The sequence below is a fragment of the Alienimonas sp. DA493 genome (genome assembly GCF_043951915.1).
In the GTDB taxonomy this organism is placed as follows: domain Bacteria; phylum Planctomycetota; class Planctomycetia; order Planctomycetales; family Planctomycetaceae; genus Alienimonas.
On the sequence record NZ_JBINJD010000018.1, the window covers coordinates 27,433 to 47,644 of the forward strand.

General features: G+C 70.3%; 14 protein-coding genes and 1 pseudogene. 9 read left to right on the forward strand and 6 right to left on the reverse strand.

The window, feature by feature from the left end; translation table 11 throughout:
- Positions 1-32: 32 nt before the first annotated feature.
- On the forward strand, positions 33-1,769 hold the full coding sequence (locus ACG2DA_RS04685) for a recombinase family protein (RefSeq protein WP_395254314.1): 1,737 nt from the start codon (positions 33-35) through the stop codon (positions 1,767-1,769).
- On the opposite strand, the gene ACG2DA_RS04690 is transcribed toward ACG2DA_RS04685, so the two are convergent.
- The 3 genes from ACG2DA_RS04690 to ACG2DA_RS04700 form a co-directional block, all read right to left on the reverse strand.
- Positions 1,729-2,097: a hypothetical protein gene (locus ACG2DA_RS04690; RefSeq protein WP_395254315.1), complete on the reverse strand. Its 369-nt coding sequence runs from the start codon at positions 2,095-2,097 to the stop codon at positions 1,729-1,731. The genes ACG2DA_RS04685 and ACG2DA_RS04690 overlap by 41 nt on opposite strands.
- 112 nt (positions 2,098-2,209) lie before the next feature.
- Positions 2,210-3,472 (reverse strand): Gfo/Idh/MocA family protein, encoded by a 1,263-nt coding sequence (locus tag ACG2DA_RS04695; protein WP_395254316.1) that lies wholly within the window; start codon positions 3,470-3,472, stop codon positions 2,210-2,212.
- 143 nt (positions 3,473-3,615) lie between these two features.
- On the reverse strand, positions 3,616-5,808 hold the full coding sequence (locus ACG2DA_RS04700; RefSeq protein WP_395254317.1) for a hypothetical protein: 2,193 nt from the start codon (positions 5,806-5,808) through the stop codon (positions 3,616-3,618).
- A gap of 95 nt (positions 5,809-5,903) precedes the next feature.
- Between ACG2DA_RS04700 and ACG2DA_RS04705 the strand changes: the two genes are divergently transcribed.
- From ACG2DA_RS04705 to ACG2DA_RS04715, 3 genes are all read left to right on the forward strand, one after another.
- The gene (locus ACG2DA_RS04705; protein ID WP_395254318.1) at positions 5,904-7,091 is read left to right on the forward strand and encodes a DUF6655 family protein; all 1,188 of its coding nucleotides are present in this window, start codon (positions 5,904-5,906) and stop codon (positions 7,089-7,091) included.
- Between the two features lie 116 nt (positions 7,092-7,207).
- On the forward strand, positions 7,208-7,867 hold the full coding sequence (locus ACG2DA_RS04710) for a DUF1080 domain-containing protein (protein ID WP_395254319.1): 660 nt from the start codon (positions 7,208-7,210) through the stop codon (positions 7,865-7,867).
- A gap of 211 nt (positions 7,868-8,078) precedes the next feature.
- A complete protein-coding gene (locus ACG2DA_RS04715) occupies positions 8,079-10,607 on the forward strand; it encodes a M1 family metallopeptidase (protein ID WP_395254320.1) in 2,529 nt (842 codons plus the stop codon).
- A 157-nt stretch (positions 10,608-10,764) separates the two neighbouring features.
- Here the strand turns inward: ACG2DA_RS04715 and ACG2DA_RS04720 are convergent, their stop codons facing one another.
- Positions 10,765-12,624: a Na+/H+ antiporter NhaC family protein gene (locus ACG2DA_RS04720; protein WP_395254321.1), complete on the reverse strand. Its 1,860-nt coding sequence runs from the start codon at positions 12,622-12,624 to the stop codon at positions 10,765-10,767.
- 18 nt (positions 12,625-12,642) lie between these two features.
- Between ACG2DA_RS04720 and ACG2DA_RS04725 the strand changes: the two are divergent.
- The 5 genes and pseudogenes from ACG2DA_RS04725 to ACG2DA_RS04745 all read left to right on the forward strand — a co-directional run.
- Positions 12,643-12,768 (forward strand): annotated as a pseudogene (locus ACG2DA_RS04725) (IS5/IS1182 family transposase); the annotation flags it as partial.
- Between the two features lie 298 nt (positions 12,769-13,066).
- Positions 13,067-14,041, forward strand: a complete 975-nt coding sequence (locus ACG2DA_RS04730; protein WP_395254322.1) for a universal stress protein — start codon at positions 13,067-13,069, stop codon at positions 14,039-14,041.
- A 151-nt stretch (positions 14,042-14,192) separates the two neighbouring features.
- Positions 14,193-14,597: a cupin domain-containing protein gene (locus ACG2DA_RS04735; RefSeq protein WP_395254323.1), complete on the forward strand. Its 405-nt coding sequence runs from the start codon at positions 14,193-14,195 to the stop codon at positions 14,595-14,597.
- Positions 14,598-14,653: 56 nt separating this feature from the next.
- A complete protein-coding gene (locus ACG2DA_RS04740) occupies positions 14,654-15,397 on the forward strand; it encodes an SDR family oxidoreductase (RefSeq protein WP_395254324.1) in 744 nt (247 codons plus the stop codon).
- 151 nt (positions 15,398-15,548) lie between these two features.
- The gene (locus ACG2DA_RS04745; protein ID WP_395254325.1) at positions 15,549-16,880 is read left to right on the forward strand and encodes a PQQ-binding-like beta-propeller repeat protein; all 1,332 of its coding nucleotides are present in this window, start codon (positions 15,549-15,551) and stop codon (positions 16,878-16,880) included.
- Between the two features lie 734 nt (positions 16,881-17,614).
- Here the strand turns inward: ACG2DA_RS04745 and ACG2DA_RS04750 are convergent.
- Both ACG2DA_RS04750 and ACG2DA_RS04755 read right to left on the reverse strand, forming a co-directional pair.
- Positions 17,615-19,219: a sulfatase gene (locus ACG2DA_RS04750; RefSeq protein WP_395254326.1), complete on the reverse strand. Its 1,605-nt coding sequence runs from the start codon at positions 19,217-19,219 to the stop codon at positions 17,615-17,617.
- Between the two features lie 54 nt (positions 19,220-19,273).
- Positions 19,274-20,179, reverse strand: a complete 906-nt coding sequence (locus tag ACG2DA_RS04755) for a family 16 glycosylhydrolase (RefSeq protein WP_395254327.1) — start codon at positions 20,177-20,179, stop codon at positions 19,274-19,276.
- Between the last annotated feature and the right edge of the window lie 33 nt (positions 20,180-20,212).

Below are 20,212 nucleotides of genomic sequence, written 5' to 3' on the forward strand. Positions count from 1 at the left end.
TTCCCCTTCCTGGTCGGGCTACAGGTCGGGACGTGGCTACCGAAAAGAAGCTCCGCATTGGCGCGCTCGTCCGCGTCAGCAGTGAACGCCAAGAGTCGAAGGGCGAGAGCCTGCCGGTACAGAGGCAGACTAGCGAGCGGAATGCCGCCGCCCTGGGCGGCACGGTGGTCGAATGGTACGACGGACAGGAGCACGCGACGCCGGGATGGGAACGGGCCGAACTGGACCGCCTGATGGCGGACGCCGAGGCCGGTCGGCTAGACGCGGTGATAGTGAGTGACCTGTCCCGGTGGAGCCGGGACAGTGCCACCGGCCTGCCGAACATCCGCAAGCTGAAGAAGTTGGGAGTGAGGTTCTTCGAGGGCACGACCGAGGTAGACCCGCACGACCCCGGGAACGCACTGTCCGCGTCGATTCAACTTTCGGTGCTCGAACACCAGGCCGCCGTGCAGCGGAAGAAGAGCATTGAGTCCCGCATCCACCGTGCTAAACGCGGGGTGCCGACCTGCGGCAAGCTTCCGTTCGGCCGCACCTTCGACAAGAAGACAGAGACTTGGGGAGTGGACCCCGAGAAGCAGGCGATGATCGAAGACGTAGCGGCCCGCTACTTGGCCGGAGCCTCCATACAAGCCCTCGCCGAGGAATACGGCCGCGGGGACGCGAACCTCTACAAGACCCTCGCCCACAAGTGCGGGGACACCTGGGAGCAGTCGTTCAAACTGACGGACTTTGGCATTGACGAGACGGTGCAGACCCCCGTGCCCCGCCTGCTACCGGAGGAGACCATCCGGGCCGTGCGGGAGCGGGCCGTACGCGGTCGCACCTACGCCGCCCGCGGGACCGGAGAAGCCTACCTCCTATCCAGCATGGTGTTCTGCGCCGAATGCGGATTCGCCCTGACGGGCATCGGAGCCCGCACGCCGGGAGGGCCGCGGTACTACCGCCACGGGGTCCGCGACAACGCGAAGAAATGCCCCCTCCGCCCCCGCCCGCACGTTCGCGGAGACGACTTAGAGGCCGCGGTTATACGCGAACTGTTCGACCTGTTCGGGAACCCCGCGATGGTGCAGCGGGCCATCGAAAAGGCCCAGCCGGACCCCGACGGAGCCGCGGACCTGCGAGCCCGGGCCGATCGCCTGAACAAACGACTGACGAAGCTCAACGCCGGACGCGACCGGGTGCTGAAACTGATCCTCGACGACAAAGTGACCGAAGAGCAGGCCGCGGCCCGGCTGGACAAAGCGAACGCGGACGAGGCCAAACTGCGGGAGGAGCTGAACGCGGTGAACCGCCAACTCACCGCGGTGCCCAACCCGGACGGGGTCCGAGCCGCCGCCGAGGCCGCGTGCGACGCCTGGGGTGCCCGCGTGGGGGTGGTGAGTGCCCGCCGCCGCATGGTCCAGCACAAGGCCGCCTACGACTTCGAAGCCCTCTCGCCGGAGGACCGCCGCGCCCTGGTCGAGATGGTGTTCGTCGGGAGGACGCCGGACGGGAACCCCGCCGGGGTGTACGTCGAGCCGATCCCCGGACAGAAGCCCCGCCGGCCGAAGCGGTGGAGATTCCACCTCCGCGGCCTGCTGATGGACGCCACCGCCGAGACAGGGGGCACGCCGGGTCACCAGCCCCTCGGGGCCTCGCTGCAACGCGACCTGCTCAAGGCCTCCGACGGTGCCCGTCCCAAGCCGGGCCGCCGGGGCCGCCCGCGAAAGGGCACGCCGACGCAGAGTGTTACCAAATCGCCTTCGGGTTGGCGAAGAACGGCACGCTGAGGAACCCTTTCCACTGGGTCTCCCACAGCAATTCGCCGGTGGCGGCGTCGAACGCTTTGGCGGCCTCAAACGTGTCGCCGACGGCTTCGGTGGTATAAACCCGGGCGCCGCCCTTTCCGTCGGGGCCGAGCACCGGGCCGGAGTAGCTTGCCCCCAGCGGGGCCCGCCACAACTCCTTCACCGTCGCCTCGTCCAGCGCCGTCGGCAGCGTGACGGCGGTGCGGCCGTCGCGGGTGGGGCCGCGCCACTGGTCCCACCCGGCGGAGGGTTCGCCCCCCGGCCCGGCGGCGAGCAGCAGAACGGCGAACGGCAGCAGCGGGGCGGACATGAGGGCGATCCGAACGGGGACGGGCCCCGGAGCGTCGACGCGACGCCCCGCCGCGGCCGGGGCCGGGGCGGGGCGTTCGTGGGACGACTCGTCCAACCGGCGGGGCGGTCGGTCAGGCGAAGCGCGTCTTGCCGGGCACCGGCGTGGGGCCGACTTCCAGTTGCTGATCCATGCTGGAGACGGTGTCCGGGCCGTACTGTTTGTTGCTGGTGAGCATCTGCTCCCAGCTGATCTCCTCGCCGGTGTAGGCGGCCTCGCGGCCGAGGATGCCGCAGAGGGTGGAGAGGGCCATATATTCAACGTCGTTGGGCGTCTCGCCCTTCCGCAGGGCTTCGAAGAACACGTCGTGCTCCGCCTGGTGCATCTGCGTGACGTTGCGGTCGCGGTTGCGGTAGCGGTTCTCGCCGGTGATCTGGAACTTCATCATGTCCGAGGAGCCCTTCGTCCCGAACACGAGGTTGCGGTATTTATTGGGCGTGCCGGGCTGCTGCCGGGTGGTGGCGTGCATGTTCACGCCGTCCTCGAAGGAATAGACGCAGGCGAAGTGATCGTAGATGTTGCCGTTCGCCTCGCCGACGCGGTTAATCCGCCCGCCGGTGGCGATGCAGCTTTTGGGGTACTCGCCCTTCGCCCAGCAGAGCATGTCGACGTCGTGGACGAACTGCTCCACGATAAAGTCGCCGGAGAGCCAGTTGAGGTTATACCAGCTGCGGAGCTTCCACTCCGTGTCGCTCCACTCGTCCCGCTTGGGGAGGGTGCGTTCGTAGCCGCTGTGCCGGATCGAATCGAGGACGACGAAGTCGCCGATCGCCCCGTCCTGCAGCCGGTTGACAAGGTCGACCATCCGGGTGTCGTACCGCCAGCAGAGGCCGCCCAGCAGGCCGACGTTGGTTTCCTTGGCCTTTTGGATCGTATCCAGCACGCGGCGGACGCCGGGGGCGTCGACGGCGACGGGCTTCTCGAAGAAGGTGTGGATGCCGGCGTCCACGCAGGCTTCGAGGTGCTCCGGCCGATAATAGGTGGGGGTCGCCAGCAGCATCACGTCCGGCTGCATGGCGATCAGCTTCTTATAGCCGTCCAGCCCGAGGAACGCGGTCTCCGGGGTGACCTTCACCCGGTCGGCGACGTCGGAGACCGCCAAGCCCTTCAGGCAGCGGTCGATCTTGTCCTGGAACGGGTCGGCGACGCCGACGAGCACGGCGTTCGGCTCGGCCCGCAGGGCCTGGGCGGCGGCGCCGGTGCCGCGGCCGCCGCAGCCCACCAGGGCGACCTTCACCGGTCCGCCCTCCTGGACATGGGCCCCGGCCAGCGGGGTGACGCCGAGGGCCGCCCCGGCGGCGGCGGCGGTGGACAGAAACGTGCGACGATCGGACATGGCTCGCAGTCGAGTGGAAGGCAGGGGGTGCGGTCGGGCGAGGGCTCCGCGGCGGGAACGGCCACCATAACGGCCTCGGGAACGCCCCGCACGCACTTTCGGATCGACCCCGTTGGCCGAGCCGCAGGCGGCCCGGAACCGGGTCAGGTGGCCCGGGTGCGTTGGTGCTGGCCGAGGTAGCCGACGACGATCGTGTCCGCGGCCCGGTCGTAATGAAACGCCAGCCGGATCGACAGCCGCGGGTCCTTGTTGTTCCCGCCCCGCAGGTGCCGGGTCAGCGGCACCTCCTCCCCGCCCCAGACGGTGCGGTAGTCCTCCGGGAACTGTCCCATCGTGCTGGGGGACTGGTTCGGGCTGTAATGCAGGCCGCACTGCCGCACGCACTCCGCGTCCAGGTCCGGGCAGGGCGCCCGGCCGGCGAGGGCGTCCCGCAGGGTCGTGGCGAGAAACTTCAGGCCTAGATATACCCGGTCGGGACGCTGGTACGGGTAGCCCTCCCGCACGCTTTTCGAATTGAACGCGAAGGCCAGCGCCTGCGGGAACTCCTCTGCGGCCCGGGCAAGGGCGGCGTCGACGCTGTCGGCGTAGCGGGGCGCCGGGGGGGCGTCGTCCTCCTCCTCGTCCTCCTCCTCCGCCGGGTCGGGCAGGTATTCCAGCACCCGGGCGAGCGCCGCGGCCCGCACTTCGGGGGAATCGACGGAGCCCGATTCCGACTCGGCGGCGTCCGCGGCCTCGTGCGGGTCGACGTCGTCCGGGCTGGCGTCGGCCAAACGCCGGGCGGCGGCCCGCAGCGGGGCGAGGTCCTCCGGGACGGCGTCGCGGAATCGCACGTCGCTGGCCGGCACGCCCAACGCCAGCAGCCGGGCGGCGAACTTGCCCATCCGCCCGGCGTGATAATCGAAGCGGTCCGGCGTTTCGTCGGCGGCGTGCTCCGCGGCCTTGGCGGCCGCGTGGGTGAACTTCTTGAACGCCTCCCGCTCCGCCTTCCCCCGCCCCCGGGCCGCGGCCGCGGCGCTGATCCGCGACGCCAGGTCCGCGTGATCGCCGGGATCGGCGTGGCTGCCCTCCCGCAGATAATTGCGGATAAAATAAGCGATCCCGGTGCGGGCGTCGGAGATGTCCCGGATCGTTTTATAGACCGCTACCTGATCGCGGTCCGGCTTCTCCCGCAGGTTGCGCACGGCGATCAACGCCATCGACTGGGCCTCCGCGGTGAGGTCCAGCGCCGTTTTCAGGTGCTCCAGTTCCTCCCCGCGCTGGGCCGCGGCGGCGTCGCCCTCGACGGCGGAGAGGTAGCGCTCCAGCGCCGCGTCCAACAGCAGGGCGGCTTCGGCGAGCACTTCGAACACCGCCGCGGTGCGGACGTAGTCCGCCGGGGCGGAGCCGGGCGGGGCCGGTTCGATCAGCGGCCACAGGGCGTCGCCGGGGTCGGCGGCCGCCTCCAGCGCCTCCCGCCGGCTCCGCAGCGGGCCGGTCTCCGCGCCCGCGGCGAGCCGGTCCGCCGCCCACCGCAGGGCGTGCGCCTTCGTGCGGCAGCGGTCCGGAATCCGCACCAGCCCGCGCACGTCTTCGGACTGCAACGTGGAGCCGTCGTCCAGAGCCGCCGTCGGCGCCGCCGCGGCGCCCCCCGCGGCGTCGCTCGAGGGGCTCGCGCCCAGCGTGAGGCGTTCCTGAATCTCGTCGAGCGACGCCCGCGGCTCCGGCGGCGAGGACGAACGCCCGTCCGACGACGGCTTCGCGGCCGATCGGGCGGCCGGCTCGGGCGGCGGAACGGGGGCGGGCGCCGCCACCCGGGCGAACGCCGACGGCGAAACGGCATGGCCGTCCGAACGCCCGTCCGCGGACGCTCGGTTCGAGGAACGCCTGTCCGCGGCCGGGTCGTCGGTCGGTTTGCGGTCCGCCGGTTTGTCCTCCGCCCCTGCGGGGGCGGACGCGGCGCCGGCCCGGCGGGCGGCGTCGGCCAGTTCGTTCAGCGCCCCGCGAACGCCCGGGTCGGCCGCGACGCGGGCCAGTTTCGCCGCCCACCCGTCGTCCGCCGCCCGGACGGCCCTCACGACCGTCCGCACCGCCGCCAACGCCAGCGCCTCCCACGGATCGTCGGCGCCGGCGGCGTCCCCGCGGGCGTCCTGCTGCGGTTCCGAAGTCGCCGTCGGTTCCGAGGTCGCCGTTGCGTCGCCCCGCGGCGTCTCGGACCGGGGGGGCGGGTCCTCCGCGGCCCGGTCCGGCCCGGAGTCGGCACGACCGGGCGTCCGGGCGTCGTCGCGGGGGCGATCGTCGCGGGAGCTGGCGCGGGGGCGTCCGCCGAGCGTGCGGACGGCAGGAGGCGAGGAAGGCATCCGGGCGGTCCGGGGTTGGAGAACAGTGGGCAAGGTCGCGGCGCGGCGGAATCGGGCGAAGCGTCGCGCGCGGGCATTGGCGAGGAATCGGCGATGTGCTAGCACCGGCCTCCCTCCCGACGGACGACAGCCGGGTTTCCCCGATCCGCCGACCGCCCCGCCGCCCCACGCGGCAAATCGACCCGCCGGTTCCGGCGGCCGACCGCCTAGTCTGCCGCCCTCGCCCCCGCCTCGCCATCCGCTTCGTCACGCCCCCGCGCCGGCTCTTCCGCGTCGCGGCGCTGCTGTGCGCCGCGGCGGCCGTCGTCGGGTTGACCGGCTGCGGCAAAACGATCGCCCGCGAGGCCACGGAGCAACTGCTCACCGCCGACAGCATCGACCGGGCCGTCGCCCAGCTGGACCTGTCCCCGTTCGAGGGACGCTCCGTGTACCTGGACACCAAGCTGCTGGAGCACAAGAAGCTGGACGGGATCGGCGTGGGCGCCCAGAACTACCTGATCGGTTCGCTCCGCCAGCAGTTCATGGCCGCTGGGGCGAAGCTGGAGGAGAAGGAGGCGGAGGCGGAGTTCGTCGTGGAGGCCCGGGCCGGGGCGGTGGGCACCGACTCCCACGAAGTGGTGTACGGCATGCCGGCGAACTCGCTGCTCTCCTCCGCCGCCACGCTCGTGCCGAACAGCCCGCCGCTGCCCGCGATCCCGGAAATGTCGATCGCCAAGCAGTCCCAGGAGCACGCCGCCACGAAGCTGCGGCTGTTCGCCTACCACCGGGAGCGGCGGGAGATCGTCTGGCAAAGCGGCGAGGCCGCCGCCGACTCCGAGGCCTCCCACACCTGGCTGCTGGGCGCCGGGCCGTTCGAGAAGGGTCAGATCTACGACGGCACCCGGTTCGCCGGCGAGAAGGTGTCCATCGTGCCGGATTGGCTGCGTCGGAGGGACGACGACGCCGAGTTCGATCCGATCGCCCAGTTGCAGAACTACAACGAACCCCGGGTGTACGGCTTCGATCCTCCCCCGCCGGAACCGGTCGTGCCGGAGCCGGTCGCGCCGGGGGCCGACGACGTGAAGCTGGCCTCCGCGGAGGCGCCCGCCGACAAAGCCGACGACAAGACGCCGGCCCAGGAGGACAAGCCGAAGGACGACGCTCTCAAGGCCGCCCCGCCCCCCGCCGAAACCGCCGCCGCCCCGCCCCCGCAGGAGCCCCCAAAGGGCGCGGCCGCCGACGACAAGAAGACCGCCGACGCGAAGACGGATCCGGCGAAGGCCGTCCCGCCGGCCGCGAAATAGGGCGCTTCCCGTCCCGGGGCGCCCCCGGGCGTCCGCGTCGGCCCCGCTTGACGCCGCGCGACGCGGCCCGGTCCACTGGCGGACGATTCCCGTTCCGTCTCGCCCGAGCTCGCCCGATGTCCGCCGCCCTCACGCTCGCCCTGCTCTGCACGCCCGGTTTCGCGGAGCATCACGACGCCGAACCGATCGCACTGTTCGACGGCTCCAGCCTGAGCGGCTGGACCCCGGTGCTCTCCAACGACGACGTCGACCCGGCGACCGTCTGGAGCGCCAAGGACGGCGTCCTGAGCTGCACCGGCCGGCCGAGCGGCTATATCAAGACGGAGCGGTCCTTCAAGAACTACAAGCTGTCCGTCAAGTGGCGCTGGACCGGCAACCCCGGCAACAACGGCGTGCTGGTGCACGCGACCACGCCGAACGCCCTGGGCGTGTGGCCGAAGTGCCAGGAGGTGCAGCTCGCCCACGAGAACGCCGGCGACTTCTGGGTGATCGGCAGCGAGATCAAGATCCCCCTGGAGGGCGTTCCCGGCTACGAGGACATGGTGCGGGGCCGCCGCCACCTGAACTTCGTCGACGGCGCCGAGAACCCGGCCGGCGAGTGGAACGAGATGACCGTCATCTGCCGCGACGCCACGATCACCGTGCTGGTGAACGGCCGGTTGGTGAACTACGGCTTCGACAGCAGCGTGACCGAGGGCAGCGTCTGCCTCCAAAGCGAGGGGGCGCCGATCGAATATAAAGACATCGTGCTCATCCCCCTGCACGACGGCGAATGAGCTCCGCCGCCGGATCGTCCGCCGGCGACGGCCCATCGACGATTCGACGACGGTCCAACGGAGGAGCGGCGAGGAGCGTATCGCCTGAGGGGGCTCCCGGTTGAGCCCCCCCGGTTTCCCCGGCTACCCTCGCCGCTACAGTCGTTCCGCCTTCCCCCGGGGCGTCGCCCGCGCGCCCCGGCCGTCGTCCCGCCGCTGAAATCGCCTGCTGATGACTCGTACGTTGCTTCTCTCCGCCGCGGCCCTGCTGGCCGCGGCCCCGGCCTTCGGGCAACTCTCGCCCACGAAAGACAACGGCCCGATCCCCGACAACGCCAAGTACGGCCAGGCGGACGTCTTCCGCGAACTGACGGAGATCCTGCCCACCCCCAACGACTACCGCACCGCCAGCGGCGCCCCGGGGCACGAATACTGGCAGCAGCGGGCCGACTACGACATCGCCGTCACGCTGAACGAGGAGGAGCACACCCTCACCGGCGCCGAGACGATCGTCTATCACAACAACAGCCCGGACCGGCTGGAATACCTGTGGTTGCAGCTCGACGCGAACCTGTTCACCCCGGACAGCCTCGCCCGCCGCACCGCGACCGGGCCGGACGAGTTCGAGGACATGTCCTTCGACGCGCTCAAGCAGATGCTCGCCGCGGAGACGTTCGACGGCGGATTTAAGATCGACGACGTCGGCGTCGGCCCCCGCGGCGGCGACGGCGCCGACCTGCCGCACACGATCGTCGACACGATGATGCGCGTCGACCTGCCGAAGCCGCTGGAGCCGGGGGCGAGCTACACCTTTCATGTGAAGTGGCATTACACGCTGAACAACAGCGACGAAGTCTACGGCCGCACCGGCTACGAGCCGCTGGACGACGGCAACGAACTGTTCTGCGTCGCCCAGTGGTTTCCCCGCATGTGCGTCTACGGCGACGCCGTCGGCTGGCAGCACAAACAGTATTACGGCCGCGGCGAGTTCGCCCTGGAGCTGGGCGATTACGACGTGACGATCACCTGCCCCGCCGATTTGATCGTCTCCGCCACCGGCGTGCTCCAGAACCCCGCGGAGTGCCTCACCCAAACCCAGCGCGACCGGCTGGAGACGGCGAAGACCTCCGAGGCGCCCGTCTTCATCGTCACCCCGACCGAGTCCGAGGAGGCCCGCAAAACCCGCAACGAGGGCGGCGGCACGAAGTCCTGGCGTTGGAAAGCGGAGAACGTCCGCGACTTCGCCTTCACCGCCAGCCGCGCGTTCATCTGGGACGCCTGGGGCAACACCGTGCCGGACGAAGACTCCGAAAGCGGCGAGCACTTCACCATGTGCCAGAGCCTCTATCCGATCGAGTGCGAGCCGCTGTGGAGCCAGTACAGCACCCAGGCGATCGCCCACTGCATCGAGGTCTACAGCAAGTTCACCTTCCCCTACCCCTACCCCAACGCGATCAGCGTGTACGGGGTCGTCGGCGGGGGGATGGAGTACCCGATGATCTGCTGGAACGGCCCGAAGCCGGAGGAGGACGGCACCTACACCGCCCGCACGAAGTACTTTTTAATCTCCGTGGTCATCCATGAGGTCGGGCACAATTGGTTCCCGATGATCGTCAACAGCGACGAACGCCGCTGGACCTGGATGGACGAGGGCCTGAACACCTTCCTGCAATACCTCTCGGAGCAGGAGTGGGAGGACGACTACCCCTCCCGCCGCGGTCGGCCGGAGGACATCGCCTCCTATATGAAGAGCACCAACCAGGTGCCGATCATGACGAACTCCGAGAGCCTGCTGCAGTTCGGCGCCAACGCCTACGCCAAGCCGGCGACGGCGTTGAACATCCTGCGGGAGACGGTTCTCGGCCGGGAACTGTTCGACAAAGCCTTCAAGACCTACGCCCGCCGCTGGAAGTTCAAGCACCCGGAGCCCGCCGACTTCTTCCGCACCATGGAGGACGCGTCCGGCCGGGACCTGGACTGGTTCTGGCGAGGCTGGTTCTACACGACCTCCCACGTCGACCTGGGCGTCTCCAACCTGCGGGTCTACACCGTGGACGCCGGCGACCCCGTCGAGACGGAGAACCGCGAACGGGCCGAGAAGGAGGAGGAGCCCAAAACCCTCTCCGACCTGCGGAACGAGGAGCTGCCCAAGCGGATCGAGTCCTTCCCGCAGCTGGAGGATTTCTATAACTCCTACGACGAACTCAAGGCGACGAAAAAGCAGATCAAGACCTACAAAGAGTTCCTCGAAGGCTTGGACGAGGAGCAACTGCGTCTGCTCAAGAACGACGCGAAGTTCTACGCGATGGACCTCACCAACGACGGCGGCCTGCCGATGCCGGTGATCCTGAAGCTGACCTACGCGGACGGTTCGACCGAGGAGGTGCGCATCCCCGCCGAGATCTGGCGGGCGAACAACCACAAGGTCACCAAGGTGTTGATGCGGAAAAAGACGATCGAAAAGGTCGAACTGGACCCCTACCGCGAGACCGCGGACGTCGACCGCGGCGACAATATGCTGCCCCGGGAGATCGTCGAAAGCCGGTTCAAACTCTTCAAGAAGAAGACCGACAAGAACCCGATGCAGGAGGCCCGCGAGGCTGAGGAGGAAGAGGCGAAGGAAAAAGCCGCGGCCGAGAAAGCCGCGGCCGAGAAAGCCGCGGCCGAGAAGGCCGCCAAAACGGACACCGAAAGCCCTGAGGAAGCGGCCGAGGAGAAGGCCGACGCCGAGGCCCCGCGGTCCGAGGGCGCCGGCGACTGACGCCGGCGATTCGACCGGCCGAAACGACGGGGGCGTCCGCACCGCGGACGCCCCCGTTTTCCATATCGGCCCTCACAATATAAACCCGAAGCGTGAGCGAGGGCCTTCGGTCGAACGAGGCGGTTCGAGCGTGTCGGGAGCGCCCGGCGGGAAGGCGTCAGCAGAACAGGACCACCGAAACGGTCCACAGCGCCGCGGCCGTCGCGGCGGCGTAGGAGGCGGGGACGAGCTGCGTTTTCACGTGATCCATTAAATCGCAGCCGGTGGTCATGGCGCTGAGGATCGTGGTGTCGGAGATCGGGGAGCACTGATCCCCGAACACGCTGCCGTTCAACACGGTGGCGAAGCAGATCGACAGGAAGATCTCCGGGTTCGCCAGCTCGCCGGCGCCGGCGACCTCCCACGCCAGCGGCATCGCCAGCGGGAAGGCGACGGCGAAGGTGCCCCAGCTCGTGCCGGTGGAAAACGCGATCACCATCGTGAGGAGTTGCAGCGCCACCGGCAGGGCCACGGGCGGGATCTGCTCGCCCAGCGACTCCACCAGATAGGCGCCGGCGCCGACTTCCCGGCTGATCCCCCCCACGGTGACGGCCAATAGCAACACGACGGACGCCAGCACCACGCCCTTCAATCCGTCGCCGATCCCTTCGATCGCCGCTCCTAAACTCATGCCCTTCAACAGCGCCGTCAGCACGGCGGCGAAGAACGCGGCCCCGAAGGCCCAGTTCACCTTCGGCGAGCCGGTCGCGACGAAGGTGCCCACGGCGACGCCGACCAGCAGCGCGAACGGCAGGAAGAACTCCAACACGTGCGGCTTATACCCCGGCGGCACCCGGGCCGCGGCGAGCTCCCCGGAACTCAGCGGCGACACGCCCGGGGCGTCCAACTGCCCCGTGGCCCGGGCCCGCCGCAGCGCCGCCCGGATGCCCCGCCCGGAGAACCGCGTGATGTCCAGGCTCAGTAAAAACGTGCCGGCGACGGCGAGCAGGCCGTAAAAGCTGAAGGGGACGCTTTTGAAGAAGAACGCGATCCGATCGGCCTCGGTCGCCAGGAAGCTCACGCCGGGCACGAAGATCAACGCCTGCACGTAGACCGGCCAGGCGTTGAACGCCAGCACCGCCGCGATCGGCGAGGCGGTGGAGTCGACGATATACGCCAGTTCCTCGTGGCTGACCCGCTCCCGGTCGGCGACCGGCTTCACGATCGTGCCGACCAGCACCACGCTGACGGTGCCCCCCTGAAAGAACAGCACGCCCATCAACCAAGCAACCAGCTTGGCCGACCGCGGCCCCCGCACGAAGCGGCGGGTCATAAACTCCGCGAACGCCTGCGCCGCCCCGGTGCGGGACCAAATCCCCATCAACCCGCCCAGCAGCCAGAGATAGAGCAACAGCACCGTCGCGGCGCTCTTGCTGGCCAAACTGGGCAGCAGCACGGCGTCCGTCACGTCGAACCGGCCGAGCATGAACGCCCCGACGACCACCGAGCCGAGCAGCGCCGAGAGCGGCTCCTTCGTCAACAGGCACAACCCCACGGCGATCGCCGCCGGGAGCAGCGACCAGGGGCCGAAGTGCCTGGCCGGCTCCAACAGCGAGTATTGGATCTCCGCGGCGTCGCCCTCGCCGGTCGTCTCCGCGACCCACTGGCTGTCCAGCGGCGGCTCCCCGTCAAGGGACGCCAGCGCCTCCGCCCGCAGCGGGGAGGATTCGTACGGCACGACCTCCCCGACGGGCAACTCCTCCCCGCTGTAGCGGTACGTCAGTTCGCCGGCGTCGTTCCGATAGACGTTGAAGGTTGTTTTGCCCTCCCGCCATTGGGGGGCGACCTCGGCGTGCACGTAAATCCCGCCGGCGAGGGCGGCGAGCAGCGCGAGCGCCGCCAGCAGGTGCGCCGGCCGGAACCGGCGGGCCTTCCCGACGGCGACGTGCGGCGGCTCGACCGTGCCGGCGCCGGCCTCCTCCACGACCGGCGCCGGTTCCGTCGAGACGCCGTCGGGGGGCGGGTACGCTGCGGTCATTGATTCTCCCAAGCGGCGGCCGCGATGGACGCGATCTTCTTCCGGCTCCGCACCGGCTGCCAGTGGAACGCGTTGAACGCGACCGGGATCTGCCCCTCCCCGGCCCACCGGCGGTTTCAGGAGCGGACCGCCGCCGGCGCGTTCCACGCGCTCCGGCGGCGGAGCTGACGGAGTACTACGCTCTGACAGGGATCGACTGATCGCGGCGAAACGCCGGCGGGGCGGCGGCTCCGCTCGGGGTTTCGCTGGCCCCGCCCGCCGCGAACTGAGCGGCCGGCGCGCGGTTTGCGCCCCGGAACGTGCAATACTGCACGCCCGGCGGGACGCAGGAGCGCGCGGGGACCCGCGTCCGCCGGGAGAACGGCGACGGCACGGGGCCTGCATTGAGAACGCGGCGGGCCGTTCGCATTCCCCGCCGGCCGTCCCCACCGCGAGATCGATCATGAATGCCGTCTCGGATTCCGCCGCCCCGACCCGCGTGCTGCTGGCGACGGATCTATCCGCCCCGGCGAAGCGGGCCGCCCGCTTCCTCGCCCGACTGCCGTTCCCGGAACCGCCGGCGGTGCGGTTGCTGCACGCGATCGAACTGCCCGTCACCCCGCTGAGCGATCACTTGGACGAGGAATGGCCGCCGCCGTTCGCCGCGACCCGCGACGCCGCCCAGGCGGCGCTGGCCGAGGAGGCGACGGCGTTCGCGGACGTCACGGAGCGGATCAGCAGCGCCGTCCGCCTCGGCCCGGCGGCCGAGGAGATCCTCGCCGACGCCGGTCGGTTCCGGGCCGACCTGATCGTCGCCGGCGCCGTCGGTCACGGCGTCGTGGAGCGGACGCTGCTGGGGTCCGTTTCGGACCGGATCGCCACCCACGCCCACTGCCCGGCGCTGATCGTCCGCGGCACGGGCGATCCCGCGGCGACGGAGGCGGAGCGGGCAACGACCGGCGGCGACGCCGGCCTGCCGGACCGCCCGCCCCGCCTCCTGATCGGCTGCGACGGCTCCGCCGCGTCACGGGCGGCGGCGCGGGCCTTGGCCGCCTTCGACTGGCCGCCGCAGACCCGGGTCACGCTGCTGAGCCTCGTGTTGCCGGTCACGCCGGACTGGGCGGCGACCGACTGGCCCGGCGTGCTCCCGACCGGCGATTACGAAGCCCTCTACCGGGCCGAGCGGGAGCGGGCCGCGATCTCCGTTGAACTGGCCGCGTTGCCGTTCCGCGATCGGGACCTCGACGTCCGCACCGAAGTCGCCGAGACCGATCACGTCGGCGAAACGCTCTGCGACCGGGCCGAGGGGCAGGACGCCGACCTGCTCGTCGTGGCGGACAAGGGCCACAACGCCTTCACCCGCTTTCTCGTCGGCAGCGTCACCCGCTTCGTGCTGCGGCACTCCTCCCGCCCGGTCTGGCTGCACCGGACCGCCTGAAGGCCGGAGGCCCGGCCCCCCGCCGGATCGGTTCCCCCGTCTTCGCCCCACGGCCGACGGCGGGCGGCCCCCCGGGCGCTCCCGGACGATTTCGAGGACGCTTTCCGCGTCCATGAGGATCCTGCGCACGGCGTCCGACGGAGAACGCGACATGCCCCAGACCCGGATCGCCCGCGTCGGCACGAACGAGTCGACCACGCCGCCGGCGGAGTACTTCACCGGCGCCGTGCGGCTGGACCCGCTGGCTTCCCCGAAGGAGCCGTCGCGGGTCTCGATCGCCAGCGTCACCTTCGAGCCCGGCGCCCGCACCCACTGGCACACGCACCCCGCCGGCCAGCACCTCTACATCACCGCCGGCCTCGGCTGGGTGCAGGAGGAGAGCGGCCCGATCGAAGAAGTTCGCCCCGGGGACGTCGTCTGGTTCCCGCCCGGGGTAAAGCACTGGCACGGCGCCTCCCCGAAGACCGCGATGACGCACCTGGCGATCCAGGAGGCGGTCGACGGCAGCCCCGTCGCATGGCTCGAACCGGTCACGGACGAGCAATACCGCAAGTGACCCGCCGTCCGCCGCTTCGGCCCCCATCATTTCGACTCTCTTAAAAGCCCTCCGCCATGAGCAACAACGTCGAACATAAAGTCGTCGTCATCACCGGGGCCAGCAGCGGCCTCGGCGAAGCGGCCGCCCGCCATCTGGCCTCCGCGGGGGCGCTGGTCGTCCTGGGGGCCCGCCGAAAAGAGCGGATCGACGCCCTCGCCGCGGAACTCGGCGGCGACGACAGGGCGCTGGCGGTCCGGACGGACGTCACCGATCGCGAGCAGGTGCAGCGCCTGGTGGACGCCGCCGTCGAGCGGTTCGGTCGCGTGGACGTGATGATCAACAACGCCGGCCTGATGCAGCAATCGCCGCTGGAGGCTCTGAAGGTCGACGAGTGGGACGCGATGATCGACGTCAACGTGAAAGGCGTGCTCTACGGCATCGCAGCGGTCCTGCCGCATATGAAGGAGCGGAAAGCCGGACACATCATCAACGTGTCGTCGGTCGCCGGGCATAAAGTCCTCCCCGCCGGGGCGGTTTATTGCGCCACCAAGCACGCCGTGCGGGCGATCTCCGAGGGACTGCGGAGCGAGGTGAAGCCCTACAACCTGAGGACGACGACGATCTCCCCCGGCGCCGTCGACACCGAACTGCCGACGCACATCACCCATGAGGAGTCGCGGAAGGGGATGCATGACTTTTACGAGCAGGCCGCCATTCCCGCCGACTCCTTCGCCCGGGCGGTCGCCTTCGCGATCGAGCAGCCGGAGGAGGTGGACGTGAACGAGATCCTGTACCGGCCCACTCAGCAGGAGGCCTGACCCGCCTTGGCCGCTCCGCTCCCGCGTGCCCTCCCGACCGACTGCCGCCCCGTTTCCGCCCGCTGCGGAGCGGCGACGGCGGCCAACCCGCTATAGTTCGGACCCCGCGGCGGTTCCCCGCCCTTCGCCCCTTCCCGTCGAGATCGCCCCCGTGAGAACCCTCGTCGTTTTCGCCGCCCTGCTCTGCCTCGCCGCCCCGGCGGTCGGGGCCGAGAAGTCCGACTGGCCCCAGTGGCAGGGGCCGGACCGCGACGCGGTCTCCGAGGAGACCGGACTGCTTCAGGAATGGCCCGAAGGCGGCCCGCCGCTGGCGTGGCGGACCGACGGACTGGGCGGCGGGGACTCCGCTCCGGCCATCGCCGACGGCCGGGTGTACGGCATGAGCAACCGCGACGGACAGGAGATCGTCTGGGCCCTCTCCGAGGAGGACGGCCGCGAACTGTGGGCCAGCCCGCTGGGCCCCGCGGTCGAACAGGACGCCCGCCAGTCCCGCGAGGGCCCCGGCGGCACCCCGACCGTCGACGGCGGGAAGTTGTACGTCATCGGCATGGGCGGGGCCGTCGCCTGCCTGAACGCCGCCGACGGAGAACTCCTCTGGAAACGCAGCATGACCGAGGACTTCGGCGGCGTCGTCCCCCGCTGGAGCTACCGCGAGAGCCCGCTGGTCGCCGACGGGAAAGTGTTCTGCACCCCCGGCGGCCCGGAGGCGCTGATGGCCGCCCTCGACAAAAGCACCGGCGAGACCGTCTGGACGACCCCGCCCCCCGCCGCCGAGCCGGTCGAGGAGGAGGACGACGACAACGGCCGCGGCCGGCGTCGCCGGGGCCGCGGCGGGCCGAGCTCCGGGGCGGCGTACGCCTCCCCGATCCTGATCGAGGCGGCCGGCGAACGGCAGGTCGTCCAGCTCGCCGCGGACGCCCTCGTCGGCGTGGACGTCGACACCGGCGAGCTGCTCTGGCGCTACGCGGCCCCGGCCAACCGGAACAAAATTAATTGCTCCACCCCGCTCTACGAGGACGGCCTCGTCTTCGCCTCCAGCGCCTACGGCAACGGCGGCGGCGCCGCGAAGCTGACGGAGGGGCCGGACGGCGGCGTGCAGGCCGAGGAGGTCTACTTCACGCGGGCGATGCAGAACCACCACGGCGGCATGGTCGTGACTGACGGAGCCCTGTACGGGGCGAACGGCGGCAACGAGGGCGGCTTCCTGACCTGCCTGGACTTCGCCACCGGCGAGGTCCTCTGGCGGGATCGCGACGCCCCCAAGGGCTCCCTGATGCTCGCCGACGGCCGCATCTACCTCCGGGCCGAGGGCGGCGAACTGCTCCTGATCGAACCGTCGCGGGAGACGCTGATCGTGAAAGGCCGGTTCGACCAGCCGGACCGCACCTCCTCCCCGGCGTGGGCCCACCCGGTCGTGGCGAACGGCAAACTGTACGTCCGCGACCAGGGCACGCTGTTCGCCTACGACGTCGCGGCGGATTAGCGGGCTCTCCCGTTCGCCCTCGCGGGGGGCGACGCCGGCGTCCCGGATCCTTCAGGGGTCCGGGACGCGACGCCGGCGGGAAAACGGCACGCGCCCCCGCAGCGGCGGAGGCCGCCGACATCGCCTCGCCGGCGCGGGACGAGCCGCTCAGGCCGCCGTCAGCCGGCTCCCCTGAAGGCCCATAGAGTTACGGGAGGGACGCCCCCGCCCATAAAACCTGTTCCCCCCTCACCGGGGGCGAACTCCGCAGCACGCGGAGGGAAAGACATCAAACGACAACTGGGCGCGGCGGGATTCGAACCTGCGACTTCCACCGTGTGAATCTGCCCGTCGAGTCCGCCGGGAAAGGGAGCATCTCACTGTTGAGTATAGGGGTGAGAAGCGGATCCTACGGCGTTTTCAGGATGGTTCCAGTGTTCTCATCCATTCGCACGCCGTCGCGTTCGCTCCCGCCGCGTCGCGTTCAAAGCTGGTCAAACAGGCCGCGGGAGGGGGTTTCCTGGTCAGGCTGACCAGCTTTCCGAACGCTTTTCTGAATCGGGCGACGGCGATAGAAAACGCCGGCCGATTCGGGCCGTGTTCGGCCGGACCAGAGGCGGTGCTGGAGTGGGCCGCCGGGTCTGACTGGAACGAGACTGCGCTGCCGGCAGACTGCTCCGACATGACCGCCCCCCTCGCCCGCAACGCGAACGGGGGGACGTCCGCCGCTTGAACGGGACTGCTGCCGCGGGGGCTCAGTCGGCCGCTGGGCGCCGCGACAGCCGGGCGACGCCCCCCGGATAGCAGTCGGCAACGTTCGTCGTCTCGGCCGGGTCGGCGTCGTGGTCGTAGAGCTCGATAAACACCGGGTCCGCATCCGGGTCGCGGACGTCCCGCCATTCGACCAGCCGGAAGTGGTCGGTGCGGGTCGCGTAGCCCATCAGGTGGTTCTCGAACAGGTTGCGGTCCCAGTCGGCGCCGTGCTGGGCGGCGACGCGGCCCTCGACCTCGGCGATCAGAGGGCCGAAGAACGTTTCCCGCATCCCCGCCGACAGCGGGTTGGCGGCCCACTCCCGCAGCGCCGGGCTGGGGAACTGGCTGCGGGCGACCGCCTTCCATTCGGCCTGCGGCTCGGTCAGCAGCGGGCAGAGGCTGCGGCCGGCCAGCCCGTCCGGGGCCGGCACGCCGGCGAGGTCGTACAGCGTCGGGTAGAGGTCCACTAGTTCGACCAGCGCGTCGGTCGACGCCCCGCGGGTCGCCCCCTCCAGCAGGCCGGGCGGGGTCCAGACGATCAGCGGCACGCGGGTGGCGATCTCGTAGTTGGTCGCCTTGCCCCACACGCCCATCTCGCCGAGGTGCCAGCCGTGGTCGCCCCACACGACGACGATCGTGTTCTCCCGCACGCCGGCCTCGTCCAGCGCCGCCAACAGCCGGCCGATCTGGGCGTCGACGTAGCTGGTGCAGGCCAGGTAGGCGTGAATTAATTCCCGGGCGAGGTCGTCGCCGATCGGCCCCTCCTTCGGGATGCCGTGCCGGGTCCGCAGCTCGAACGATGCGTGCAGGCCGAGGGCGGAGCCGTCCGTCGGCGGGGCGACGTGGTCCGGCAGTTCAATCTCCGCCGGGTCGTACAGATCGAAATACCGCCTCGGGCAATTAAAAGGCAGGTGCGGGCGGACGTAGCCCATGCCCAAGAACCACGGCTCGTCGCCTTCGACCAGTTCGCCGAGCGTTTGGATCGCGACCGCGGTGTTGTAGCCGTCGACGTAGGCGACGTCCGGCACGTCGCCGGCCTCGAACGCCGGGCCGTGGATCAACCCGCCGGACCGCTCCCGGCCGTACTTGGCGAGGATCTCGTCGCGGTTCTTGAAGAACGTCCGCTGGTTCTCGGGCACGTTGTACCCGCCGGGCGTCTGCGGGCGGGGGATCCCCTTCCGGCTGGCCGGGCGGGACCAACTGTGCTCCTCGTCGGTCATCTTTCCGTGATAGATCTTGCCGCTGTAGACCGTCTCGTAACCGTGTTTTTTAAACTGCTGCGGGAGGGTGACGACGTCCGGGTTCAACTCGCGGAAGTAGGCGGTGTTCTCCACGACGCCGATCTCGTCCGGCAGCTTGCCGGTCATCAGGCTGGCCCGGGACGGGCTGCAGATAGCCTGTTGACAGTAGGCCCGGTCGAACCGCATCCCGTCGGCGGCGAGGGCGTCCAGGTTTGGGCTGTGAACGAGCTCGTTCCCGTAACAGCCGAGTTCCGGCCGCAGGTCGTCGATCGCGATGAACAGCACGTTCGGCCGGTCGTCCCCGGCCGAGGACGGAACGGCCGCGAGGGCGAGCAGCAGCGTGGCGATCGGGCGGGCAGCGGTCATCGGGTTCGGCGGTTCGGAAAGACTGGGGGAAGTCGGGCGGGAGAAGAGGGGCGGTCAGCGGTCCAGTCCGTCGCCCGCTTCCGGGGCCGGCGAACGCGTCCACGCCCGGACGTAGTCGACCCGCATGTCGGTCGGGAACCCCTCGGCGGTCGCGGCGGACGGGACCGTCTGCATCTCCCCGTCCTTCCACCCGATGAACGGGCTGCGGAGGCCGAGCGACAGCGTCACGAACATCGGCCGGCGCCAATACTCGTTCTTCTCCCGCGCCCGCTCGACGCCGTCGACGTACCAGACGATCTCCTCCGGCGTCACATCGCAGCCGTAGACGTGGAAGTCCTCCCGCGGGTCGAACGGGGCTTCCCAGTGGCGCTCGCAGAGGTCGGGGGCGTTCGAAGGCCGCAGGAACTTGTCCTGCCCGTCGATCTCGACCCGCGCGTGCAGGTTCATGTCGACTTTGCGGACGCCGTTGACCGCCCCCGTCCGCGGGTCCCGGCCGCCCTGCTGGAGTTCGAACACGTCGATCTCGCAGTACTTCACCGGGGAGGGGGTCTCCGGTACGCCCTGGCTATACAGCCAGATCGCCGGCGACGCCCCGGGGAACCGCGAGCAACCCCGCACGCGGGCTTCGAAGTAGCCGTACGTCGTCTTTTCTCGGGACCGCAGGATGCCGGACTTATATTGGAACTCTTTGGGGCCGCGCGAGAATCGGTCGAAGCGTTGGTGGGGCTCGTGGGTCATCCGGAGGTTCAGCACCCCGCCGTTGACGAACACGTTCTTCTGAGACCACGTCCAGGAGCGAAGCTGCTCCGGGTCCGTTTGCCACTTATCGACATCGACGCGGGGGGCGTCGAACTCGTCCCAGAATGCGTCGGCGGGGACCCACTGCCGTCCCGACCCCGCGTCGACGCCGACGGGCTCCGGCGAATCCGCGGGCGCCGGCCCGGCGAGGGCGACGACCAAGAGCGAAGCGACAAGAGGGATTGGGGGGCCGAG

Bases quoted from the DNA above. Each gene is read 5' to 3' on its own strand.
- ACG2DA_RS04690 (WP_395254315.1), bottom strand. From the start codon at position 2,097: ATGTCCGCCCCGCTGCTGCCGTTCGCCGTTCTGCTGCTCGCCGCCGGG.
- ACG2DA_RS04695 (WP_395254316.1), bottom strand. From the start codon at position 3,472: ATGTCCGATCGTCGCACGTTTCTGTCCACCGCCGCCGCCGCCGGGGCG.
- ACG2DA_RS04700 (WP_395254317.1), bottom strand. From the start codon at position 5,808: ATGCCTTCCTCGCCTCCTGCCGTCCGCACGCTCGGCGGACGCCCCCGC.
- ACG2DA_RS04710 (WP_395254319.1), top strand. From the start codon at position 7,208: ATGTCCGCCGCCCTCACGCTCGCCCTGCTCTGCACGCCCGGTTTCGCG.
- ACG2DA_RS04715 (WP_395254320.1), top strand. From the start codon at position 8,079: ATGACTCGTACGTTGCTTCTCTCCGCCGCGGCCCTGCTGGCCGCGGCC.
- ACG2DA_RS04720 (WP_395254321.1), bottom strand. From the start codon at position 12,624: ATGACCGCAGCGTACCCGCCCCCCGACGGCGTCTCGACGGAACCGGCG.
- ACG2DA_RS04730 (WP_395254322.1), top strand. From the start codon at position 13,067: ATGAATGCCGTCTCGGATTCCGCCGCCCCGACCCGCGTGCTGCTGGCG.
- ACG2DA_RS04735 (WP_395254323.1), top strand. From the start codon at position 14,193: ATGCCCCAGACCCGGATCGCCCGCGTCGGCACGAACGAGTCGACCACG.
- ACG2DA_RS04740 (WP_395254324.1), top strand. From the start codon at position 14,654: ATGAGCAACAACGTCGAACATAAAGTCGTCGTCATCACCGGGGCCAGC.
- ACG2DA_RS04750 (WP_395254326.1), bottom strand. From the start codon at position 19,219: ATGACCGCTGCCCGCCCGATCGCCACGCTGCTGCTCGCCCTCGCGGCC.